This window comes from Sphingobium sp. HWE2-09 (assembly GCF_035989265.1).
GTDB lineage: Bacteria > Pseudomonadota > Alphaproteobacteria > Sphingomonadales > Sphingomonadaceae > Sphingobium.
On the sequence record NZ_JAYKZX010000001.1, the window covers coordinates 727,501 to 745,007 of the forward strand.

17 protein-coding genes (1 of these 17 running past the window's edge) are annotated in these 17,507 nt (G+C 65.7%); 7 read left to right on the forward strand and 10 right to left on the reverse strand.

Translation table 11 applies throughout. The annotated features are described in order from the left end of the window. From U5A89_RS03370 to U5A89_RS03385, 4 genes are all read right to left on the reverse strand, one after another. Positions 1–783 carry the 5' portion of an aldo/keto reductase gene (locus U5A89_RS03370; protein WP_338159759.1) on the reverse strand. It extends 228 nt beyond the left edge of the window, so only the first 783 of its 1,011 coding nucleotides appear in the window; it begins with the start codon at positions 781–783; the stop codon falls past the left edge of the window. A 2-nt stretch (positions 784–785) separates the two neighbouring features. After that, entirely contained in the window at positions 786–1,955 is a 1,170-nt protein-coding gene (gene pobA / locus U5A89_RS03375) for a 4-hydroxybenzoate 3-monooxygenase (RefSeq protein ID WP_338160160.1), read from the reverse strand. 190 nt (positions 1,956–2,145) lie between these two features. After that, positions 2,146–4,569: a hypothetical protein gene (locus tag U5A89_RS03380; protein WP_338159760.1), complete on the reverse strand. Its 2,424-nt coding sequence runs from the start codon at positions 4,567–4,569 to the stop codon at positions 2,146–2,148. A 102-nt stretch (positions 4,570–4,671) separates the two neighbouring features. Further along, positions 4,672–5,160, reverse strand: coding sequence for a MarR family winged helix-turn-helix transcriptional regulator (locus U5A89_RS03385; RefSeq protein WP_338159761.1), 489 nt, complete (start codon positions 5,158–5,160; stop codon positions 4,672–4,674). 45 nt (positions 5,161–5,205) lie between these two features. Here U5A89_RS03385 and U5A89_RS03390 point away from each other — a divergent pair, with 45 nt between their 5' ends. The 6 genes from U5A89_RS03390 to U5A89_RS03415 all read left to right on the forward strand — a co-directional run bounded on the left by U5A89_RS03390 (position 5,206) and on the right by U5A89_RS03415 (position 10,799). Further along, complete coding sequence (locus U5A89_RS03390; protein ID WP_338159762.1) at positions 5,206–6,669, forward strand: aldehyde dehydrogenase; 1,464 nt, start codon at positions 5,206–5,208, stop codon at positions 6,667–6,669. A gap of 28 nt (positions 6,670–6,697) precedes the next feature. Further along, on the forward strand, positions 6,698–7,558 hold the full coding sequence (locus tag U5A89_RS03395; RefSeq protein ID WP_338159763.1) for a p-hydroxycinnamoyl CoA hydratase/lyase: 861 nt from the start codon (positions 6,698–6,700) through the stop codon (positions 7,556–7,558). A 170-nt stretch (positions 7,559–7,728) separates the two neighbouring features. Beyond that, a complete protein-coding gene (locus tag U5A89_RS03400; RefSeq protein WP_338159764.1) occupies positions 7,729–8,289 on the forward strand; it encodes a DUF3237 domain-containing protein in 561 nt (186 codons plus the stop codon). A 38-nt stretch (positions 8,290–8,327) separates the two neighbouring features. Further along, positions 8,328–9,623 (forward strand): MFS transporter, encoded by a 1,296-nt coding sequence (locus U5A89_RS03405; RefSeq protein ID WP_338159765.1) that lies wholly within the window; start codon positions 8,328–8,330, stop codon positions 9,621–9,623. Between the two features lie 44 nt (positions 9,624–9,667). Continuing rightward, positions 9,668–10,540 (forward strand): helix-turn-helix domain-containing protein, encoded by an 873-nt coding sequence (locus U5A89_RS03410; protein ID WP_338159766.1) that lies wholly within the window; start codon positions 9,668–9,670, stop codon positions 10,538–10,540. Between the two features lie 31 nt (positions 10,541–10,571). Further along, entirely contained in the window at positions 10,572–10,799 is a 228-nt protein-coding gene (locus U5A89_RS03415; protein ID WP_338159767.1) for a hypothetical protein, read from the forward strand. Positions 10,800–10,964: 165 nt separating this feature from the next. Here U5A89_RS03415 and U5A89_RS03420 read toward each other — a convergent pair whose 3' ends face one another. From U5A89_RS03420 to U5A89_RS03445, 6 genes are all read right to left on the reverse strand, one after another. Continuing rightward, positions 10,965–11,906: a Gfo/Idh/MocA family oxidoreductase gene (locus U5A89_RS03420; RefSeq protein WP_338159768.1), complete on the reverse strand. Its 942-nt coding sequence runs from the start codon at positions 11,904–11,906 to the stop codon at positions 10,965–10,967. Between the two features lie 177 nt (positions 11,907–12,083). Continuing rightward, complete coding sequence (locus U5A89_RS03425) at positions 12,084–12,980, reverse strand: class III extradiol dioxygenase subunit beta (RefSeq protein ID WP_338159769.1); 897 nt, start codon at positions 12,978–12,980, stop codon at positions 12,084–12,086. Then, entirely contained in the window at positions 12,980–13,402 is a 423-nt protein-coding gene (ligA, locus tag U5A89_RS03430; protein ID WP_338159770.1) for a protocatechuate 4,5-dioxygenase subunit alpha, read from the reverse strand. Before ligA ends, U5A89_RS03425 begins: the two co-directional genes overlap by 1 nt. Next, positions 13,399–14,424 (reverse strand): amidohydrolase family protein, encoded by a 1,026-nt coding sequence (locus U5A89_RS03435; RefSeq protein ID WP_338159771.1) that lies wholly within the window; start codon positions 14,422–14,424, stop codon positions 13,399–13,401. The genes ligA and U5A89_RS03435 overlap by 4 nt, the downstream gene beginning before the upstream one ends. Positions 14,425–14,541: 117 nt before the next feature. Then, a complete protein-coding gene (locus U5A89_RS03440) occupies positions 14,542–15,414 on the reverse strand; it encodes an NAD(P)-dependent oxidoreductase (RefSeq protein WP_338159772.1) in 873 nt (290 codons plus the stop codon). 86 nt (positions 15,415–15,500) lie between these two features. After that, positions 15,501–16,646 carry a LysR family transcriptional regulator gene (locus tag U5A89_RS03445; protein ID WP_338159773.1) on the reverse strand — a complete coding sequence of 382 codons (1,146 nt, stop codon included), beginning with the start codon at positions 16,644–16,646 and terminating at the stop codon, positions 15,501–15,503. A 144-nt stretch (positions 16,647–16,790) separates the two neighbouring features. On the opposite strand from U5A89_RS03445, the gene ligK reads away from it, so the two are divergent. Then, positions 16,791–17,465 (forward strand): 4-carboxy-4-hydroxy-2-oxoadipate aldolase/oxaloacetate decarboxylase, encoded by a 675-nt coding sequence (gene ligK / locus U5A89_RS03450; RefSeq protein WP_338159774.1) that lies wholly within the window; start codon positions 16,791–16,793, stop codon positions 17,463–17,465. The last annotated feature ends 42 nt before the right edge of the window (positions 17,466–17,507 follow it).

A 17,507-nucleotide genomic window follows, 5' to 3' on the forward strand; every position in this document is an offset into this window, starting at 1 on the left:
GCACAGTTGCGCCGCCGTGCATCCGGCCTGATCGGCCAATGCCTTCAACCTGCCCGCCAGCGCCAGATTCGCCGCCAGATGCTCGGGCTGAAAGCGCGGCATTCCCCGGCGGATGTCGCCCTCGGGCAAATCAGCGGCAGTCGGATTGCCCGCCAGCAGACCGCGCCCCAGCGGTGAGAAGGCGACGAAACCCACGCCCAGTTCGGCGCAGGCATCCAGCACCGCGACTTCCGGGTTGCGGACCCAGGGCGAATATTCCGTCTGCATCGCCGCGATCGGATGCACGGCCTGCGCGCGGCGCAGGGTGGCGGCCGACATTTCCGACAGGCCGATCGCCCCGATCTTCCCTGCCTCCACGCCGCGCACCAGCGCGCCGACCGACTCCTCGACCGGCACCTTGGGATCGAGCCGGTGGAGATAATAGAGGTCGATATGATCGACCTTCAGCCGCCGCAGCGAGTTGTCCATCACCTTGGCGATCGCCGCAGGCGATCCGTCCAGCCCGCGCTTCCCGTCAATCTCCCCCAACACGCATTTGCTCGCCAGCGTGAAATCGCCCCGCCGGTCCATCAGCGTCCGCCCCAGCAATTCCTCATTCGCGCCAAAGCCATAAAGCGCGGCGGTGTCGAAAAAGGTGACGCCGACATCGAGCGCATGGCGCAACAGCCGCTCCGCCGTCGCCGCGTCGGGACGCGGCAGATACGCGTGGGACAGATTCATGCAGCCAAGGCCGATGGCCGAAACGGTGAAAGGGCCTATGGTGCGCGTGGGGAGACTGGTCATATCTACAGTGGCAATCCTACATAATTTTCCGCGATCGTCGTCTGCGCCGCGACCGAAGACGCGATATAGTCGAGGTCGGCGACCTGCATCCGGCGATCGAACGCATCGCTATCGGGGAAGCGGTGCATCAGCGTCGTCAATTGCCACGAAAAGCGTTCCGATTTCCAGACGCGGGCCAGCGCCTTGTCCGAATAGCGGGCCACCGCGTCGCTGTCATGACTCTTGAAGTAGGCGATCAACGACTGCGACAGGTAATGGACGTCCGACATCGCCAGGTTCAACCCCTTCGCCCCCGTCGGCGGTACGATATGCGCGCTGTCGCCCGCCAGCATCAACCGGCCATGGCGCATCGGTTCGAACACAAAGGAGCGCAGCGGCGCGATCGATTTTTCCAGCGCCGGGCCGCGCGTGATGTTGGCCGCCGCCTCCGGCCCCAGCCGGATCGCCAGTTCGTCCCACAATCGGTCGTCGGACCAGTCCTCAAGTCTTTCGTCCAGCGCCACCTGCACATAATAGCGGCTGCGCGTCGCCGACCGCATCGACGCCAGCGCAAAGCCGCGTTCGTGATTGGCGTAGATCAACTCATGATTGCACGGCGGCACGTCCGCTAATATGCCGAGCCAGCCGAACGGATAGACTTTCTCATAAGCGGTCGCGACCGATGCCGGGATCGCCTTGCGCGAGGGACCATGGAAACCATCGCAGCCACACAGAAATGCCGCGTCGATCCGATGGGTCGCGCCGTCCTTGCTGTAGGTCAGGTAGGGCGCATCGCTGTCCACGTCATGCAGGGCGACGTCGCCTGCGTCATAGATGACCTCCAGCCCGCGTTCGGGCGCGGCTTCCATCAAGTCGCGAGTGATTTCGGTCTGGCCATAGACCATGACGTGCTTGCCGGTCAGCGCCGCAATGTCGATGCGGATCAGCCGTTCGCCATCGGCCAAGTGAAAACCGTCATGCGGCAGCCCTTCGGCATGCATCCGCGCGCCAAGGCCCAGCCGGTCCATCAGATCGGTGGTCGTGCGCTCCAGCACCCCGGCGCGAATGCGGCCCAGCACATAGTCGGGCGACGCGCGCTCGACCACGACGGCGTCGATCCCTTCGGCGCGCAACAAATGGCCCAGCATCAACCCGGCGGGGCCAGCGCCCACGATAGCGACCTGCGTCTTCATGATCATCCTCTCCCGTCCTTGGACATGGACGGCGATGATGCGGCGCGGATCGGTCGGGCGCCATGGCCGGAACAGCCTATGACTTGGACGATCGAACCGTGACCGTCCGCACAGGACGACCACAATCTCTCATATAAGCCGTCAGACAGGCTATTCCGACGAACATCAGGATGGACGATCCGCTTGCCGCCTATGCGGTCGGCAGGGTCACCACACTGTCTGGCGCATCGCGCAAGCGCAGATACAGCTTACCGTCCTGCGGCGCGGGCGCCTTCAACGCCGACCCGGTATAGCCATGCGCCACCTGCGCCGCCTGGTCCAGCGTCGGCGTCGCGCCCACCGCGTCGATCAGGAACAGGTCGCGCCCCTTGATCGTGCAGCCTTCCGCCTTGGCCGCGCAGGCCACCGCCTCGATCTGCGGCAGCCGCGCCAGCGTCACCAGCGGCTGCCAGTCGCTGGCCTCGCCCCCACGCACCAGCCGAAAGCGCAGCGGCCCGAACAGCGACGGGGCCATCGCCTTGGGGTCCAGCGTCGCCACCATCACCTTGGGACTTTCCAGCCGCAGCCCGTTGGCGGCGGTCAGCCGGATCGCGTCGCCATCCTCGCCCGGCGCGACCTCGATCACGTCGTTCGCGCTGAGCTTCGTCCCCTCCCCCGCCTGCACCGAAAACACCAATTGCCCATTGTCCGGCAACAGATTGTCGCCATTGAGCGCCAGCGCCTTGCCGGTCGCGGGCGGCGCGCCCAGGGTAATATCCTTGCTCAGCAGCCCCACCTGCGGCCGCGCCGCCGATACCGTGACGGCCAAGGTGACGCTCCGCCCGTCGCGCAGCTTGATCCGCGCCGTCTCGTCGCTGCCAGCCTCGGGCGCGGTAGCATCGCCCTGCGCCAGCAATCGTAGCCGGTCTACCGTCCCATCCCGCGTCAGCCCGGCGGGGCGCAGCGACAGTCCGCCTACCTCCACGCTGTCGACCTGGTCCAGCCGTTGCCCGGACAGCAGCGCACCCTTGTCGCCTGCGTGGAGCACCAGCCCGTCCAGTCGGCTCGCCTGCGCATAGCTGCGCAGGGGAATGGCGGAAGGCTGGGGCACGCCCTGATATTTTACCTCGATGCTGAGCGCGCCGGGCTTGCGGTCCGCCAACGGCACGGTCAGCGCCAGCGCGTCGCGACCCTGCACCGTCCATTTGACCGGCAGCGGCGGCGCATCGCCCTGGCGCAGGGTCACGCTTTCGACGCAGGCCGGGGCCGCGCCTTTCAGCGTCAGGCCATTGTCGCGGCCGACCACCAGCCCCTGCCCTTCCCCCGCGATCGTCCATCCGTTCGCATCGGGCAATTGCAGCGTGAAGTCCGGTCCTTCGAAACGATCGAACCCCCAGCGGCCGTAGAGATGCCCTTCCACCGCGCCCTTGAATGTGGGCGGCAGGCCGCTGCCGGTCAGCACATAGCCGCCCCGGTCGGCGCGCGCCTCCACCGGCAGTTCGATCGTCTCGCCCGACGCCGCCTTCAGCGTCAGCATCACGTCGCGGGCATAGTTGGTGGAAAAGATCAGCGGCGCGCCCTCCACCGGCAGCACCGTCCCCGCCCGGACCGCGCAGACCGGCGCATCGCCGCTGCGGCGCAGGCGTGGCGGGCTGTCCGCCTCGATCGCGGGCATGGCGACGACCATCACCGATTTGGGCTTCTGGAAGGACGGCGCGGCATTGAGCAGCAACGAAATGCCGTCCGCCTTGCGCACGCTCAACGTCGGCAGATAATTGAATTGCGGGCTGTTGAATGCGCCGAAAATCTTGGCGATGTCCCGCACCACGCCGATATAGGCGCTATAATAGCCATAGCCCGCTTCTCGCGTGGCGCTCAGTTGCAGCGCCAGGTCGGTGGGCGCGCCGGTCAGCGTCTCGGCAATCGAGCTGCTGTGCACGTCGGCCAGCACCAATGTCTCGCGATTGTCGAGCAGGCACGCCGCCTGCATCTCCACCACCTTGGACAGGCAATCCTCGTTCAGCTTCATCGACAGGCTGCGTGCCAGCGTCGGCGCGACGCTGCGCAGAAATTCGGGATGGCTGTTTTCCTGCGCCTTGATCGCCGCCATGAACGCGTCCAGCCGGGTTCGGTCGAGCGAGGCCTGGTTGAGATCCTGCGTCGCCCGCACGAATTCGCCCGGTTTGCCGCGCACCGCGTCGGACAACACGCCTTCCGCCCCGCCGGTGTCGGGCACCAGGAATAACACCATCTGCCGCGCGCCCTTGGGCACGGTCAGCACCAGCGCCTTGTCCTTGTCCTTCTTCTTCCATGTCTCGGCGAACTGCACCCAGTCCTTGGGCGGCGGATTGGTCGCCCCGCGCAGGAAGGCCGACACCAGGATGAAGCGCGCGCCCTGATCGGTGGGCAGGTCCGCCTCGATCGACAGCCGATCGCCTTCGGAAAGGCTCGGCACCTGCGCGATCGGCAGGCTCTGGTCGCCGCGCATCACCAATATGTCGAGCGCCGGACCCGCCAGTTCGAACGGCGCCGGTTCCGCCGCGCCCAACGGCGAAGGCGTCAGTATCGCGCACATCAGCGCGCCCGTTGCCACGCTGGCGGCGCGCATCATCCTGTCGATCGGCAAAAACATCATTGGTCTGTCATGCTTCCTGTTGGGGCGATCCCGCCAATGCCTTTCCCACATGGGTCAGGGCAAGCCAAGGGCGTAAGGGTAACGCCCCCCGCCGCGACAGGTTCACGTAGCCCCGATTTCGTCCCCATCAACGATCCGGCACAGCGCCTGCCGCAACAGCAGGACGTCCTGCCCGGCCAACATCCGTTCCACCTGCGCCTCCTGCGCCGCCATGATCGCCTCGACCCGCGCCCGCGCCGCCTCCCCCGCCGCCGTCAGCGACAAGGCCAGGCTGCGGCCGTCCACCGGCGATTTGTCGATCAGACCCTTGTTGGCGAGCGCGGCGATCAGCGGCACCATATTCGCCCGCTTGATCCCCAGCATCCGGCCGACATCGCTCTGGATACAACCGGGATTGGCGCCGACCAGGATCAGGATCGTGCCTTCGACCGGCCGCATCCCGATCGCCGCCAGCCTGGCGCCCAGCGCCGCCATCACCGCTGCCGACGCGCGCCGCAACAGATAGCCCAGATGCGATGCGACCGGATCGTGCAGGCGATTGTCAGGGGGGTCGAGCCGATCCATGCCCATCGGGATAATGCTATTGTGCATAGCAATCAACATTGTTATGAATCATAGCAATAATAGGAGTCGGATATGTCTGAATCGCACATCGCCCTGATCATCGGCGGGGACCAGCGCGCCGCTGCCGCCACCTTCCAGCGTATCAATCCGGTCACCGGCGCGGTCGCCACCACCGCCGCAGCCGCTAGCCCCGACGATGCGATCGCCGCCGTCGACGCCGCACAAGCCGCCTTCCCCGCCTGGTCGGCGCTTGGCCCCAATGCCCGCCGCGCCGCCCTGATGAAGGCCGCCGACGCGCTGGACGCCAAGGCGTCGGACTTCGTCGCCGCGATGATGGAGGAAATCGGCGCGACCGAAGGCTGGGCGCGCTTCAACCTGATGCTTTCCAGCTCGATGGTGCGCGAAGCCGCCAGCCTTACCACCCAGATCAGCGGCGAAGTGATCCCGTCCGACAAGCCCGGCTGCATCGCCATGGCGATCCGCGAACCCGCCGGCGTGGTGCTGTCCATGGCCCCGTGGAACGCGCCTATCATCCTGGCGACCCGCGCCATCGCCGTGCCGCTCGCCTGCGGCAACACCGTCGTGCTCAAGGCATCCGAACAATGCCCGCGCACCCATGGCCTGATCGTCCAGGCCTTCGTGGAAGCGGGTTTGGGCGGCGGCATCGTCAACCTCATCACCAACGCGCCGCAGGATGCCGGTGATGTGGTGGGCGCGATGATCGACCATCCCGCCGTCCGCCGCGTCAACTTTACCGGCTCCACCGCCGTGGGCAGAATCATCGCCAAACGCTGCGCCGAGCATCTCAAGCCGGTCCTGCTCGAACTGGGCGGCAAGGCGCCGCTCATCGTGCTGGAGGACGCCGATCTGGACGAAGCGGTCAAGGCCGCCGCCTTCGGCGCGTTCATGAACCAAGGCCAGATCTGCATGTCCACCGAACGGATCATCCTGGTCGATGCGATCGCCGACGCCTTTGCCGCGAAGTTCCAGGCGAAGGTCGCAACCATGGCCGTCGGCGACCCGCGCGAAGGCAAGACGCCGCTGGGCGCGGTGGTCGATACGAAAACCGTCGCCCATGTCCAGTCGCTGATCGATGACGCGCTGGCGTCCGGCGCGACGCAGCTGAACGGCGGCGCCGTGCTGGCGCAAGGCGGCGGCGTCCTCATGCCCGCCCATGTCATCGACGGCGTGACCCCGGCCATGAAGCTGTTCCGCGACGAAAGTTTCGGACCCGTCGTCGGCCTCATCCACGCCCGCGACGAAGCCCATGCGATCGCGCTCGCCAACGACACCGAATATGGCCTCTCCGCCTCGGTCTTCACCCGCGACACCGCCCGCGGCCTGCGCGTCGCGCGCCAGATCCAGTCCGGCATCTGCCACGTCAACGGCCCCACCGTGCATGACGAAGCGCAAATGCCCTTCGGCGGCACCAAAGCGTCTGGCTACGGCAAATTCGGCGGCAAGGCGGGGATCGACAGCTTCACCGACCTGCGCTGGATCACGATCGAAACGCAGCCGGGCCATTATCCCATCTGATCACGCATCACCCAAAAGGACCGATCCCATGACCACCACCCTGCACGTCGAAGGCGTGGAACAGACCGAACTCGACACCGTCGCCTATACCATCGAAAACGGCATCGCCTGGGTCAGCTTCAACCGCCCGGACAAGCGCAACTGCATGTCGCCGCGCCTCAACCGCCAGATGATGCGCGTCCTTGATGAACTGGAATTTCGCACCGATGTCGGCGTACTGGTGCTGACCGGCGAAGGCACCGCCTGGTCGGCGGGCATGGACCTCAAGGAATATTTCCGCGAAACCGAAGCGCAGGGACCACGCGGCACGCGCGGCGCCCAACGCGAAAGCTATGGCTGGTGGCGGCGTCTGCGTTGGTATCAGAAACCCACCATCGCCATGGTCAATGGCTGGTGCTTCGGCGGCGGCTACGGCCCGCTCTTCGCCTGCGACCTCGCCTTCGCGGCGGAAGAGGCGCAGTTCGGCCTGTCCGAAATCAACTGGGGCATCCTGCCCGGCGGCGGCGCGGCCAAGGTAGCGACCGAACTCACCAATTTCCGCAACGCCATGTATCATTCGCTGATGGGTGAGAATGTCGATGGCAGGAAGGCGGCCGAATGGGGCTTCGTCAACGAAGCGCTCCCGCTCGACCAGTTGAAGGCGCGCGTCACCGACGTCGCCAACGTTCTGCTGACCAAGAACCCCGTCGCGCTCAAGGCGACCAAGGACGCCATCCGCCGCGTCCGCGAAATGACCTATGACAATGCCGAAGATTATCTGATCCGCGCGCAGGAAGCGGCCAACAGCTTCGACAATGAAGGCCGCAAGGAAGGCATCAAACAGTTCATCGACGACAAGACCTACAAGCCCGGCCTTGGCGCCTACGACAAGTCAAAACAGGCTGGCTGACCCCCTCCCCCGCCGGGCCGCCTGCGATGGCGCGGCCCGGCGGTGGGCTATCGTGCTGCCGATCCTGCAATGGACGATCGACCCGCCCGCCGCCATCGCCAACAACCGTTACGCTCGACACCACCAGAGCCGCGCAAAGCGGCTGATCGCGAAACAATGGGAGAGAGGATATGCCAGACCTGCACCGTCGCGGCCTGCTCAAGGCGCTACCCGCTTTCACCCTGGCCAGCGCCACCGCCCCGCTCGTGGCAGCCGCCGATCATCCCGCGCTACCCACGCCCCCGCTCAGCCTCGCCCTGCGCCTGCGCGTCCTCATCGGCGCGCCGCAGGAACTGGGCATGGTCGATGGCGTGCGCAAGCGCGTCATCCCCATCACCGGCGGCACGGTCGATGGCCCGCGCCTGACCGGCAAAGTGCTGCCCGGCGGCGCGGACTGGCAATCGATCCGCGCGGACGGCACCGCCGACATCCTCGCCCGCTATTCGCTCGAAGCCAGCGACGGCACGATCATCTCCGTCGTCAATCCCGGCTATCGCCATGGCCCCGCCCCTGTCCTCGCCCGCATCGCGGCGGGCGACGTCGTGGACCCCGCCCTCTATTATTTCCGCACCACCCCGCGTTTCGAGGTCGCCAGCGACAGCCCCCACGCCTGGCTCGGCCGCACCGTCTTTCTCTGCACCGCCGCCCGCTACAAGGATCATGTCGCGCTCGACATTTTCGCGGTAGGCTGACACCAACAGATCATAAATATTTCAGGACGGGATCACGCATGACCGACATCAGGCACAGGCTGGACGAAGCCCCGATGGGTCGGCTTCAGATCGCGGCGATCATCCTGTGCATCCTGCTTAACGCGCTCGACGGGTTCGACGTGCTGGCGATCAGCTTCGCCTCGCCCGGCATCGCCAAGGAATGGGGGATCGATCGCGCCGCGCTCGGCCTCGTCCTGTCGATGGAGCTGATCGGCATGGCCGTCGGCTCGGTCCTGCTCGGCAACCTTGCCGATCGCATCGGCCGCCGCCCGACCATCTTGGGCTGCCTCATCGTCATGGCCGCTGGCATGGCGGGCGCGACCCAGGCCTGGGACGTGGTGTCGCTGTCCGTCATCCGCCTGCTCACCGGCCTTGGCATCGGCGGGATGCTCGCCTGCACCAACGCCATGGTCGCCGAACTGTCCAACGCCCGGTCGCGCAGCCTGGCCGTCGCGATCATGGCGGCGGGCTATCCGGTCGGCGCGATCCTGGGCGGATCGGTCGCCTCGCAACTGCTGGTCGCGGGCGACTGGCGCGACATCTTCCTGTTCGGCGGGATCGTCACCGCCCTCTTCCTGCCCATAGCGCTCTGGCTGCTGCCCGAATCGATCGGCTTCCTGCTGCAAAAACGGCCGCACGGCGCATTGGCGCGGATCAACCGCCTGCTCGCCCGCATGGGCCACGCCCCGGCCGACGCTCTTCCCCCGCCCGATCCCACCGCGACCAAGGCATCTTTCGCCTCCCTCTTCGCGCCCGGCCTGGCGCGCACCACCATTTTCCTGACGCTCGCCTATTTCTGTCATATCATGACCTTCTACTTCATCCTGAAATGGGTGCCCAAGATCGTCGTGGACATGGGCTTTGCCCCGTCAGCCGCAGGCGGCGTGCTGGTCTGGGCCAATGTCGGCGGCCTTATCGGCTCGCTGCTGTTGGGCGCGCTTAGCTGGCGGCTGCCGGTGCGCGGCCTGGTGATGATCGCCATGGTCGCCTCCACCGTCATGGTGACGATCTTCGGTCAGGGGCAGACGACGCTCGGCGGCCTCAGCCTGATCGCCGCCGCCGCAGGCTTCTGCACCAATGGCGCCGTCGTCGGCCTCTATGCGCTGGTCGCCCAATCCTTCCCCACCGCCGTGCGCGCGGGCGGGACCGGCATCGTCATCGGCATCGGCCGGGGCGGCGCTGCTTTGGGGCCGATCCTCGCGGGCTTCCTGTTCAGCCTGAATTTCGGCCTGCAACAGGTCGCCATCGTCATGGCGCTGGGATCGCTGGTCGGCGCGGTCCTGCTGGCGATGCTGCGCCCCCGCCCCGCCTGACGGCTTGCGAACAGGCCGGGCCGGGCGCATATGGACGATCCATCATGTCGACCACGCCCGTCCCCAGCTTCTATCTCTATGGTGAGCCGCAGCGCAGCGTGGCGGAAGGCTTCGTGCATGTCGAAAGCCTGGACGATCGATCCCGCCCCAGCGAATGGACGATCCGCCCGCATGTTCATCGCGATCTCAACCATGTCATCCTGATCGGCGAAGGCGGCGGCGCGATGCAGGCCGAAGCGTCGCAGGTTAGCTTCGACGCCCCCTGCCTACTGCTGATCCCGGCGGGCATCGTCCATGGCTTCACCTGGCACAGCGAATCCAGCGGCCATGTCACCACCATCGCCGACGCCTATCTGCGCCACCTCACCGCCCGCGACGCCGATCTGACGCCGCTCTTCGCCCGCCCCCATGCCGTCGCCCTTCCCCCGGCCGAAGGTGCCACGGCCCAGACGATCATCGCCCGCATGGCGCAGGAACTGGGCTGGTCCGGCCCCGGCCAGCGCGCCGCCGTCGAATCCGCGCTCCTGTCGCTGATGGTCCTCGCCCTGCGCCACGCCACACTCGCGCAGGCGGCACAGCCCGGCACCGCCCGCCAGGCCGCGCTCGTCGCGCGCCTGCGCGAACGGATCGAGCAGCGCTTCCGCCAGCGCGAACCGGTATCGGTCCACGCCCGCGCGCTGGGCACCAGCCTCACCGCGCTGCGCCACGCCTGCGCCCGCGTCGCGGGCACCTCGCCCGCGCAGATGCTGGACGACCGCGCCCTGCTGGAGGCACGTCGGCTGCTTCTCTATTCCCAGCTTTCGGTGGCGGAGATCGCCTATGCCATCGGCTTCGAAGACCCCGCCTATTTCTCGCGCTTCTTCACCCGCCATATCGGCCAGCCGCCCCGCGCCTATCGCGCCGCGCGGACAGGTTGACGGCACGCCCGCTGCCCCTACATAGCCAGCCATGACAGCCGACACGCTAACCGACCTGCTGGTGGCCCGCCTGGTCCGCGACCATGGCAAGAGCAAGCATCACTGGCGCAAGGTGGTCGGCAAGCTGCGTCTTTACAGCCGCACCACCCACCCGCATTGCAACTGGAACGCCATGCCGACCGGCAGCGTCCAGGACGTCGCCCTGATCGAAAGCCTGCTGGACGACCTGCGCATGGCGCATCCGCTGCTGAGCGCGTGACTTAGGCGGTAGGGCATAAACTGTTCCCCGGCGAAGGCCGGGGTCCAGTTGCCGCGTCCGAACTGGACCCCGGCCTTCGCCGGGGAACACCCACAGACACAAACAAAAAGGGCGCAGCGAAAATATCCGCCACGCCCTTCCATGCGACCCCGAAGGGATTCCCGATCAACCCGCCAGCTGCGTTTCCAGTTCGCCCAGCACGCGATAGCAATCGAACACCTTGGCGACGCTCGAATTGGGATCGCGGCCTTCGCGGATGGCGCTGATGAACTCGCGGTCCTGCAATTCGATGCCGTTCATCGACACGGCAACCTGGCTCACGTCGATCGCCTCTTCCTTGCCGTTCACCAGATCGTCGTAGCGCGCGATATAGGTGTCGGTATCGCCGATGTAGCGGAAAAAGGTGCCGAGCGGCCCGTCATTGTTGAACGACAGCGACAGGGTACAGATCGCGCCCGTCTCGCTCTTCAACTGGATCGACATGTCCATGGCGATGCCCAGGTCCGGATGGATCGGTCCCTGCAGCGCATGGGCCGACACGATCTTGCCCGCCTGATAGGCGAACAGATCGACCGTGTGCGCGGCATGGTGCCACAGCAGATGATCGGTCCAGGACCGCGGCTCCCCCTTCGCATTGATATTCTTGCGACGGAAGAAATAGGTCTGCACGTCCATTTGGCTAACGTTGAATTCGCCCGCCTTGATGCGGTTGTGGACGAACTGGTGCGACGGGTTGAAGCGGCGGGTATGGCCGACCATGCAGGTCAGGCCGGTTTCCTTCTGCTTCGCGAGCACCGCTTGCGCGTCCGCCCAGCTATCGGCCAGCGGAATCTCCACCTCGACATGTTTGCCCGCGTCCATGCAGGCGATCGCCTGGGCCGCATGCATTTGCGTCGGCGTACACAGGATCACCGCGTCCACGTCATCGCGCGCCAGCATTTCGTTGAGGTCCGTCGTCACATGGCCGATGCCATATTTCTCCGCGACCTTCTTGGTGGCTTCCAATTCACGGCCGATGATCGACGTGACGGTCACGCCATCGATATTCTTGAGGCCATCAAGATGCTTTTCGCCAAAGGCACCAGCGCCAGCCAGGGCAATACGCATAAAAAACTCCTTATTCATCTCCCCTGCCTTTCAAGGGAGGGTTGAACAGAGGCACGTGACTCTGTTCAAGGGTGGGTGCGAGCGAAGCGAGCTTGCACCCATCTTGAACGCAGAAGCGACTGCTGACACACTCGCTCCACGCCACCCTGTCCGTTCAATGGAGAGGGCGAAATATCTTTACTCCGCCGCGACCGCGTGCCCCGCGTCGCTGCCGGTCATATCCAGCCCTTCGCCATTATCCGGGCGCAGCACCATATGGCCGATCGCGGTGTTGGAGCAGGGCACATGATAATGGCGGTGCAGCATCCGCGTAGCCTTGCCCAACGCCCCGCGCATCACCAGCCACATCACCATCTCGATGCCCTCGCTGCCGGTCTCCCGCAGATATTCGATATGCGGAATGCGGCGCAGGTGATCGCTGTCACCGACCAGCCCGTCCAGGAAGCGATTGTCCCATTCCTTGTTGATCAGGCCCGCGCGCGGTCCCTGCAACTGGTGGCTCATGCCGCCCGTGCCCCAGATCTGGACGTTCAGATCCTCGGGGAAGCTCTGCACCGCTTTGCGCACCGCCTCGCCCAGCGCCCAGCAGCGATTGCCCGACGGCGGCGGATAGGTGACGACATTGACCGCCAGCGGAATCACCTTGCATGGCCAGGCGTCGGGCTTGCCGAACATCATGCTGAGCGGCACGGTCAGCCCATGATCGACATCCATCTCGTTGATGATGGTCATGTCGAACTCGTCCAGTACCAGGCTCTGCGCGATATGCCAGGCCAGGTCAGGATGCCCCTCCACGTCCGGCACCGCGCGCGGCCCCCATCCCTCGTCGGCCGACTTGTAGCGTTCGCCACAACCGATCGCGAAGGTCGGGATGATCTTCATGTCGAACGCCGACGCATGGTCGTTATAGACCAGGATGACCACATCGGGCTTTTCCGCTTTCTCCCATTCGCGCGTCCAGTCATAGCCTGCAAAGATCGGCCCGAAATAGTCGTCGCGATCCTTGCCATTGTCGGACGCTACGCCCAGCAAAGGCACATGGCTCGACGCCACGCCAGCAGTAATCCGCGCCATTATCTCTTCTCCCTGATCGACCGCTGGCCTTCGGGCGAGCGGCCGCCATTCATCATCATCTCCCGATATTCCGGGAATTTCATGTCGGTCATGGTGCTGACCGCTTCGGCAAAGGGAATGCCGTCGGTCGAAAACAGCTTGGCGAGGAAATAGACATTGCCGCCCATGTCCAGGCATCGATTATAATCGCGTGCTATCAGGGCGTCCTTCTGTTCCTCGGTCAGCGGCCATTCGTCCATATAAGCGCGCTCGTCCGCCTTGAACTTCGCGCGATTCTCGTCCTTCATCAGGCTCATCGCGAACTGGTTCATATGATAGCCCTGCCGCGCGCGCTTCGCCGTGAACACGCGGGTGCCGGGGATGTCCTCCATCTCGGCCAGATATTCGTGGATATCCTGATGCTTGGGATCTTCGGTTATCATAGTCCCCTCTCCTTCAATCGGGCGTCGAGGCGCGGGAAGACGCGGCGGGCATTGCCCGCGAAGATCGCGGCGCGCTCTTCATCGCTAATCTCCAACGCATCAACATAGCGTTTGGTGTCGTCGAAATAATGGCCGGTCGTGGGGTCGATGCCGCGCACCGCGCCGACCATTTCCGACCCGAACAGGATGTTCTTATTCTCGATCACGTCGGCCAGCAGGTCCACGCCCGGCTGGTGATAGACGCAGGTGTCGAAGAAGATGTTGTTCATCAGATGCGTCGACAGGTCGGGCTTCTTGAGCATGTCGGCGAGGCCGCGATAACGCCCCCAATGATAGGGCACCGCGCCGCCGCCATGCGGAATGATGAAGCGCAGCGTCGGGAAATCCTTGAACAGATCGCCTTCCAGCAACTGCATGAACGCAATCGTGTCGGCCGCAATATAATAGCCCCCCGTCGCGTGCATCGCCGGATTGCAGCTGCCCGACACATGGATCATCGCCGGCACGTCCAGCTCGACCATCTTCTCGTAGAAGGGATACCAGTAACGGTCGGTCAGCGGCGGATGGGTAAAATGCCCGCCGCCCGGATCGGGATTGAGGTTGCAGCCGATAAAGCCCAGTTCAGTGACGCAACGCTCCAGTTCCGCGATGCTGTTGCTCATGTCCGCCTTGGGCGACTGCGGCAACATGCACACGCCGACAAAGGTTTCGGGGAACATCGCCACCACCCGCGCGATCAAATCGTTGCAGCGGATCGCCCATTCCTTCGCCATCGCTTCATCACCGACATGCGGTGCCATCGCCGACGCGCGCGGCGAAAAGATGGTAAGGTCCGCGCCGCGCTCCTTGATCAGGCGCAACTGGTTCGCCTCGATCGTCTCGCGAATTTCCGCGTCGCTAATCTCGGGATAGGGCGGGCACGGCGTCCCGGCCTTGAACGCGGCCTTCTGCTCCTCGCGCCAGGCGTCATGCCCCTTGGGCAGGACGGTATAATGACCATGGCAATCGATAATCAGGCTCATCCGCTCTTGTCTCCAACTATCCTATCCGACCCGCCCCCATTATCCGTGCTCCCGCGAAGGCGGGAGCCCAGTTCAGACGGCGGGCCTAGGCTCCCGCCTTCGCGGGAGCACAACACTCTATTGCGCAACCTCGCGCGCCGCCGGGAAGCCATCGGAAGCAATCACCCCGATCTTCCCCTCCAGCCCGTCCGGCGGCACCTTCACCCCCAGAGCACCGATCGCCGCCTGCCGCGCCACCGTGCCGCGCGTCATCGCAGCGCCGGTGCCGAGGCCATCCAACGTTTTGACCACTTCCTCCATCTCGGCGGCGCGGCGGGTGCCGTGCACCAGCATCCGGTCTAGATTATAGTCCGCCCGCACGCCCCAGGGCTTCGCCTTCTCGCTCGCATCCAGCGACGCCAGCACCTCGTCCAGCACGTCCGCAGCGTCCGCCGCCAGCACGCATTCGGCGGTCAGCGCCTCGATCCCTTTGACCATCACCGACCGGATCATCTTGATCGAGGACGCCCGCCCCACATCCGCGCCCACGACACGCGTCCTGGCAAAGCCCAACACCCGCAACCGTGCCTCTGCGTCCGCCGCCCGCGTCCCGCTCAGCAGCAACGGCACATCCAGCCCCGCCGGATCGACCGGCGCCATCACCGCGACATCGACATAATGGCCGCCCGCCGCCTCGATCAGCGCCGCCGCCGCCTGCTTGGTCTGCGGCGCGACGCTGTTCATGTCGCAGAAGATCGCACCCGCAGGCAGCAACGCCGCCACATCGCGCGCCACGATAAGCGCCTGGTCCGCCGTCACCAGCGACGCAACCAGCGCGCCGCCCCGTACCGCATCGCCCAGCGCGTCGCTGCGCCCAACGCCCAGTTGCGCCATGACGGCACCCCGCGCCGGATCGCGATCATAGGCGCACGCGCGCGCACGCCAGTCCCCCGCCGCCGCGAACGTGCTGCCCGCCTCGCCAAATCCGATCAGGATGATATCGGTCGTCATGCCCGAAAACCTGCCTGCCCGGCCGCGCCACCGCAAATCGGAACAGGCACAGGGTCATTAGCTGGCGCTAAACATAGCTTTGCACCTTAGCCCTGAGATACCGCTGCCAGATCGGCCATGAACTCCGCCTGCACGCTGGTCGGCCGCCAGGATGCGCGTGTGGTGACGCCGATGGATCGGCTGGCGGGCGTGACCGGCGTGTCGATCCGGCACAGCCACCGCGCTTCCAGTTCCACCGTCACCTGGTCCGGCGACAATAATGTCAGGAAATCATTGTCGATCAGCAATTGCCGGATCGTCATGACCGATCCCGACTCGATCGGCACGACCGGCAAAGCGATGCCCTGATCGCTGAACAAAGCCTCCCAGCTTTCGCGCAGCGGCGCGCCCGATGCCGCGATGATCCACGGATAGCGCGCCAGGTCCGCCATGCTGGGCTGCGTGTCCGCCAGCGGATGCCCCGCCCGCGCGATCACCACCGGCCGATCGTCGAACAAAGCCGCCTGCTCGAAATCCGCCTCCAGCAAGGGCTGGCGCAGCGCCCCCACCATCATGTCGATCGCCCCGTTGCGCAACGGCTCGACCAGTTCGGTGCGCGACCCTTCCAATATGGTGATCCGCACCCCCGGCCGCCGCCGCAGGAAGCGCGACACCGCCGCGGGCAACACCCGCGCCCGCGACAGCGGCATCGCGCCGATCAAGATGCTGCGCGTCTCATGGCCTTTCAGCGCCGCCAGTTCCGCCAGCGCCGCCACCAGTTCCACCCGCGCCAGGCGGAACGCGCGCGCCATCCGCACCCCCGCCTCGGTCAGCATCACCACCTTGCCCCGCCGTCGCACCAATGGCCGCCGCAGCGACAGCCCCAGATCATTGACCGCCCGATGCAGCGAGGGAATGGACAGGCCCGTCAGCGCGCTCGCCGCCGGATAACTGCCCGCATCCGCCAGCGCGATCAGCGCGCGAAACCGCGCCATCGTCACATGCGGGCTGGCGATATGGTCCAGCGCCGCGCGAAAGCGCGGCACCAGCAGCGCGCCCGCATCGGTCACCGTCATCCCGTCATGCCGCCGGTCGAACAATGGCACATCCAGCATCGCTTCGAACCGCGCCAGCGCCTGGGTTATCGCAGGCTGCGTCAGGCTGACCGCCGCCGCCGCCGCATTCATCGTCCCCCGCTCGGCGATTTCCACGGTCGCGCGCAAATGACGCAGGTTGATCTCGGTCCAGTCCACAATGCCATATTTAGTGAAAACTAATGGCTTGGCCAGATTTCCTTTTTGCCCTTTTCGCGTGAAGGGTCCAGCCAGCAGCCTGTCCCGCGCCGCCCGACCATCCGCTTGGTCCGTGCGCCGCCGTCATCAAGGAGTAAGGTCAGCATGTCCGGCATCGTCGTCCAGAATATCGAACGGGCGGACCTTTCCGTCGTCGACGGCCTCGCCCAATGCGGCGTCGCCACCGTGCATGAGGCGCAGGGCCGCACCGGCCTGCTCGCATCCTATATGCGTCCCATCTACACCGGCGCCCGCATCGCCGGTAACGCCGTCACCATCTCCGCCGCGCCCGGCGACAATTGGATGATCCATGTCGCGATCGAACAGCTGAAAGAAGGTGACGTCCTCCTCCTCGCCCCCTCCAGCCCCTGCACCGACGGCTATTTCGGCGACCTGCTTGCCACCTCGGCGCAGGCGCGCGGCTGCCGCGGCCTCATCATCGACGCGGGCGTGCGCGACGTGCGCGACCTGACGCAGATGCACTTCCCCGTCTGGTCGAAAGCGGTTCATGCCCAGGGCACGGTCAAGAACACGATCGGATCGGTCAACGTCCCCGTTGTCTGCGCCAATGCGCTGGTCAATCCGGGCGACGTGGTGATCGCCGACGATGACGGCGTCTGCATCGTCCCTCGCGCCGACGCCGCTGCGGTCCTTGAAAAGGCGCAGGCCCGCGAAGCCGCCGAAGAAGCCAAGCGCGTCCGCCTGGCCGCAGGCGAACTCGGCCTCGACATCTACAATATGCGCCCGCGCCTCGCAGAAATGGGCCTGAAATATATCTGATCACCGGTGTTCCCGCGCAGGCGGGAACCCAGTTCCGCCGTC

Bases quoted from the DNA above. Each gene is read 5' to 3' on its own strand.
- pobA (WP_338160160.1), bottom strand. From the start codon at position 1,955: ATGAAGACGCAGGTCGCTATCGTGGGCGCTGGCCCCGCCGGGTTGATG.
- U5A89_RS03380 (WP_338159760.1), bottom strand. From the start codon at position 4,569: ATGATGTTTTTGCCGATCGACAGGATGATGCGCGCCGCCAGCGTGGCA.
- U5A89_RS03385 (WP_338159761.1), bottom strand. From the start codon at position 5,160: ATGCACAATAGCATTATCCCGATGGGCATGGATCGGCTCGACCCCCCT.
- U5A89_RS03390 (WP_338159762.1), top strand. From the start codon at position 5,206: ATGTCTGAATCGCACATCGCCCTGATCATCGGCGGGGACCAGCGCGCC.
- U5A89_RS03395 (WP_338159763.1), top strand. From the start codon at position 6,698: ATGACCACCACCCTGCACGTCGAAGGCGTGGAACAGACCGAACTCGAC.
- U5A89_RS03400 (WP_338159764.1), top strand. From the start codon at position 7,729: ATGCCAGACCTGCACCGTCGCGGCCTGCTCAAGGCGCTACCCGCTTTC.
- U5A89_RS03405 (WP_338159765.1), top strand. From the start codon at position 8,328: ATGACCGACATCAGGCACAGGCTGGACGAAGCCCCGATGGGTCGGCTT.
- U5A89_RS03410 (WP_338159766.1), top strand. From the start codon at position 9,668: ATGTCGACCACGCCCGTCCCCAGCTTCTATCTCTATGGTGAGCCGCAG.
- U5A89_RS03415 (WP_338159767.1), top strand. From the start codon at position 10,572: ATGACAGCCGACACGCTAACCGACCTGCTGGTGGCCCGCCTGGTCCGC.
- U5A89_RS03420 (WP_338159768.1), bottom strand. From the start codon at position 11,906: ATGCGTATTGCCCTGGCTGGCGCTGGTGCCTTTGGCGAAAAGCATCTT.
- U5A89_RS03425 (WP_338159769.1), bottom strand. From the start codon at position 12,980: ATGGCGCGGATTACTGCTGGCGTGGCGTCGAGCCATGTGCCTTTGCTG.
- ligA (WP_338159770.1), bottom strand. From the start codon at position 13,402: ATGATAACCGAAGATCCCAAGCATCAGGATATCCACGAATATCTGGCC.
- U5A89_RS03435 (WP_338159771.1), bottom strand. From the start codon at position 14,424: ATGAGCCTGATTATCGATTGCCATGGTCATTATACCGTCCTGCCCAAG.
- U5A89_RS03440 (WP_338159772.1), bottom strand. From the start codon at position 15,414: ATGACGACCGATATCATCCTGATCGGATTTGGCGAGGCGGGCAGCACG.
- ligK (WP_338159774.1), top strand. From the start codon at position 16,791: ATGTCCGGCATCGTCGTCCAGAATATCGAACGGGCGGACCTTTCCGTC.